4 protein-coding genes are annotated in these 4348 nt (G+C 66.5%); 2 read left to right on the forward strand and 2 right to left on the reverse strand.

The window, feature by feature from the left end; genetic code table 11:
- Nucleotides 1–962 precede the first annotated feature (962 nt).
- Both GF068_RS43095 and GF068_RS43100 read left to right on the forward strand, forming a co-directional pair.
- On the forward strand, nucleotides 963–1154 hold the full coding sequence (locus tag GF068_RS43095; RefSeq protein WP_153825405.1) for a hypothetical protein: 192 nt from the start codon (nucleotides 963–965) through the stop codon (nucleotides 1152–1154).
- A gap of 36 nt (nucleotides 1155–1190) precedes the next feature.
- The gene (locus tag GF068_RS43100) at nucleotides 1191–1673 is read left to right on the forward strand and encodes a hypothetical protein (protein ID WP_153825406.1); all 483 of its coding nucleotides are present in this window, start codon (nucleotides 1191–1193) and stop codon (nucleotides 1671–1673) included.
- Nucleotides 1674–1814: 141 nt separating this feature from the next.
- On the opposite strand, the gene GF068_RS43105 is transcribed toward GF068_RS43100, so the two are convergent.
- Nucleotides 1815–3095 (reverse strand): hypothetical protein, encoded by a 1281-nt coding sequence (locus GF068_RS43105; protein WP_153825407.1) that lies wholly within the window; start codon nucleotides 3093–3095, stop codon nucleotides 1815–1817.
- A gap of 390 nt (nucleotides 3096–3485) precedes the next feature.
- Complete coding sequence (locus GF068_RS43110) at nucleotides 3486–3812, reverse strand: hypothetical protein (protein WP_153825408.1); 327 nt, start codon at nucleotides 3810–3812, stop codon at nucleotides 3486–3488.
- Nucleotides 3813–4348 lie beyond the last annotated feature (536 nt).

A 4348-nucleotide genomic window follows, 5' to 3' on the forward strand; every position in this document is an offset into this window, starting at 1 on the left:
GAATCTCTTCGACCTGCGGCGCCACTGCGCGGTGCTGAACCTGGAGGTCATCCTGCGGCGAGGCGGTGCGCTGGCCTTGCACAAGGCCGCGTAACTTGAGGTGGAAGCGAACGGGTTGGCGCTCTAGCCGATGAAGTTCTGCCGAAGCTGCGGCGCGGAGAGAACATCCCGGGCACTTCGGCGCTGGCTGCTTCCGGCCGGCCGCAGCTCCTCGATCCGAAGGTGGCGGATCTCCTGCTGGCCGACACTCCCTCGGGACGCGCGTGGTTGCTTCTCCAGCTCGCTCAGGTGGCGCAGCAGGTGGGGATGTCTTCCAATCGCATCGAGGGCTATTTAGAAGCGGCTGGAGCGCTCCTGATGGCGCCGAAGAAGCCAGCCTTGCCCCCCGCGAGGGCGGTGCCTGTCGCTGTACTACCCGAGCCGGCGGAGGCACCTCCCAAGCCCGTGCAGGAGGTGATCGAGGCGATGGCTCCCAAAGTGCCCGAGCCAGCCCCGCCTTCACCTCCGGCGCCAGCCCCGCGGCCTCTGGGTCGGCTCTCTGGTCGCCTATCTCCCGGGGGGCTTCCGGGCGTTGTCCGGGCTCCTCAGCACCAGCCGCAGCCGGCGGGTTTTTATCCGCCCCAAGATCTAGATGGCGACGGTCGGATCTCGATCTCTTCGCTGGCCCGCTACTACGGTGTCAGCCGTCAACGAATCGGCCGCGTGGTGACCTGGAGCCTCGAGAAGCACGGGATTGATCTGCGGCACGACCCTCGCTATGCGGTGCGCGAGGTGGTTCCCGGAGAGCACGTAGATGCTGAAGTCTACCGATTGACCGAGGAAGGGGCCGCAGTGTTCAACAGACACTTTTTCGAGTACGTGCAAGAGAATCCGAAGACAATCAGTGAGCTCGATGAGCGACATAGGAGGGGGCTGTTCCGCGCCGTCGCATAGACGCGGTAGAATAGACACGGAGATAAACCGTGAGCAATGAGGTGACGCTGACCTGGGCAGAAGCTGCGGATGAGTGGCGCGCAGCCACTGCCGAGGCGTCGACCGCCGCTGCGGATCTGGTGGCATCGCTGCCCTACTATTGGAAGCTGGTGGTCGGGCTGCTGATCACGATGAAGGCCCTGCGCCTGGGGATCGATGTGGCCGTGCAGCTTTCTGGGTGACGTCTCCAGGTTGCATCGGGGCTGGCCGAGCGCGAGGTGGACGGGGGGGCGGCCCCAATATCGGCAATCGCATTCAGGACATGGAGCTGGGGCGCCCGGCTCGGCTACGGCCGCCCCAGGAAGATCCGGGACCTGATCAAGGAGCTGGCCGCTGGAGGCTACGTCGTGTTCGACGACCAGCGCTTCGCAGCGAAGCGCAGTCCACGGACCGCGGAGTACTGGCTCACGGAGGAGCAGGCTCTCTTCGTCACGACCCAGGCCCGCACCCCGACCGCACGAGCGATCACCCTCCAGTTCATTCGCGCCTTCATCGCGGCCCGCCACGCGCTGAACAAGCCGGTCCTCGACCAGAAGCTCGTGGAGAGGATCGAACTCGCCGTGGGGCCGCTGCTCGATGCCTACAAGCTACTCGACAAGCGCCTCGGGCGTCTCGAGTCGGGCGGCGGCTTCAGCATGCGCCCGATGCTTCTCGTGCCCCAGGTCGACCTCGAGGATGCTGGCTACTCGATGGCGGGGTGATTGAAGCCCTGACCGAGAAGGGCTACAGCATCGCCAAGACGACAGCGCCTCGCGCAGACCAGGTACCTTCCTACGCTGGTGCTGCCTCCGCTCGGGGCACGTAAAGGACCCGCTCGAATTCGGCGGGCTGGCCGTCCCCCATCACCTCGAGCGAGCATTGACGTAGGCCCGGGCGGCATCGCGCTGGCGCACCAGCTCGCCCATGTCGAGCTTCCCTCCCTTGTCGGCGTGGCCTGTCCGGGCGCGGGCGCGGAAGGCGGCTTGCACGTCGTCCTCGGTGGCGGTCGCCGGATCGAGCCCGAGAGCGCGGACAGCGGCGGCGCCGGGATCTTCTCGGGGCGCCCCGGTGGGGGGCCGGAACCAGGTGTCGGCGAAGTTCTTCGCTTCGGCTTCCCGCCGGGCGGCTTCCGCTTGCTCCTCGGCACGCGCTCGACCATCAGCGCGGAGCTGCTCGTCGGTGGGCCTGTGCAAGTAGACGCGCCGCGCGCCGTCCACGCCGCGCGCGGATGCAGAGCCCATGACGGCGAGCTCGTACAGGTCGACAGTGGTCATGTGCTTGTAGAAGCCGCCAGGGCGGGGCGGGCGATACCCTGGGAGGTACACCTCGAGATCGGAGCGGCACACCGCGCCAGTTTTCTTCCCCAGCGCTCGCTCCGCGCTGCACTTCACCGCGCGATCGGGCGCCCCGACCCGCGCCGCGGGGAACGTGACCCATACCGACGAGGGCGGCGAACGGATGAGGGCCTGCTCGAGACGATGGCGGCGAAGCCAAGCCTCCCGCTCCTCGGCTGTGGGGTTGTGGTCGTAGACGTCAAGGGCGAGGTCGCACCCCCAGAACCGGCCGGCTATGGTCGGCGGGTCGTCGTCTGCGCGGTGCGAGCCGTAGGCGCGAGCGTGGCCTTGCTGCTGAAGGGTGTCGAAGTTGACGCCCATGTCGCCGCCTGGTGTCTCGATGTCGCAACCTCCCCCTCTCATGTCCGCCAGCACGCGGCGGCGCACGCACAATGGAGGGCCGTCGAGGCGGCCGGGGACCACGTGAAGCGTCCACACGTACCGCGGCGTCCACCGTGACCAGAGCTTTGGCTCAACGCCACGGCGAGGTCTTGCGATCACGAAGTCGGGCGGGATCGCCGAAGAAGCAGCCGGGGCGGCCTCGATCACTTGGGTCGCCTCGGGGGCCTCCCCGTTGATCCATGCACGGACATGATCGGCGACAGACCGCCCTTGAGCTGCGGCGGCGTCATTGAGGCGGCGCCTCTCCTCGGCAGTAAGCCGCACGCGGAGCACATCGGTTGCGGCCGTGTCGGCCCGCGGCGGACGACCGCCTTTCCCGAGTTTGGGGCCGTGGGTAGCCAGCGTCTCTTCATTCTGTGCCACCGAAACATTCAATATCACAGAATCAATTCTGTGCCACGAAACCATGAGCACCCTATCGGACGGTTGGCAGGCGCCTCGTGTTCGACGACCAGCGCCCCGCAGCGGGGCAAAATCCACGGATCAGGGTCGCCCCTTGGGGCTCCGATCGTCCATACGGGCGGCTCCGACACATCTTCCGAGGGGCGCCTCACATCGATCGCCCGGTCCCGCGCCAGGATAAGGCGTGCGGAACAATCTCCCTCGCGGGCCGACTCGTCACCGAACCCGGAGCTATGAGAACGGGCACGGCCCGTTCCCCGCGGCATCACGCCGCGCGCCTCACCCGCCGGGACGGCTTGGGCAACGCCGGGGAGGCAACCGACTTCTTGGGCCTGCCCCTCGTCACCTTCGCCCGGATGCCTCTCTCCGGCGCGGGCTCCTCGTCCCCGCGTTGGCTCACGCGGCGTATCGAAACGCGTCGAGGGAGACGCGGTCGCACCACGCGGCGTACTCCCCGTACCAGACCTTCCACTCCTGCACGAACTCGATGAACGCGAGCTCGCCCCGCACGAACCGGGAGCAGAGCATGTGCTGCTCGAGGATGCCCTCCTCCATGATGGAGAGCATCTGGCTCTCGATCTCCGCAGCGACCTTTGGCTCGGTGCCGGTCGATTCGAGGAGCCGCCTGTAAAGACCAATCTTGCGAAAGACATTCACCGTCTTCTCGCAGCGCATCTTCTCCAGATCGAGAACGGCATGGGCAACACGACGAAGGATATTCATGAGGATTCCCTCCATCGTTCTTATCCCGCCGCCTGGGCTGAAGTTGCTGGGCAGCCTTCCTACCGATGCGCCTGCAGATCTCGGGTAGCGCCATCCCGAGCGAGATGTATGATCCTCTCCGGCGTTACATCATCGGAGGTGCATCATGGCGAAGGGTGGCGGTGAGAAAGGAGGCGGTAGCTCGGGGGCCAAAGGGGGCAGAAGCAAGCCGGCCCCGGGCACGCCCGCCGGCGACAACAGAGCCAACCAGCTCAACAAGACGAGCTCCGTCTACTACAAGAGCCGCGGACTTCCCGTCCCTCCCAACCTACCCTCGGGCCCCAAGCCGCCGGGCAAGTAGTCCGTGAACTCCTCGGGCAGACCGTCACCCATGTGCGCCTCGTGTCGGGACTGAGCGTCACGGCCCCCTGCCCTCTGTGCCAACATCCGATGAGACAGCGCTCCTCCCGAAATTAGTGTAGAGAAGAGGGCGGAGACTGGACCTGACCCGCGTGCCCAAACCTTCCCATCTTCGATCCATCGATTCTACCTCCGCC

The sequence above is a fragment of the Polyangium spumosum genome (assembly GCF_009649845.1).
GTDB classification, from domain to species: Bacteria; Myxococcota_A; Polyangia; order Polyangiales; family Polyangiaceae; genus Polyangium; species Polyangium spumosum.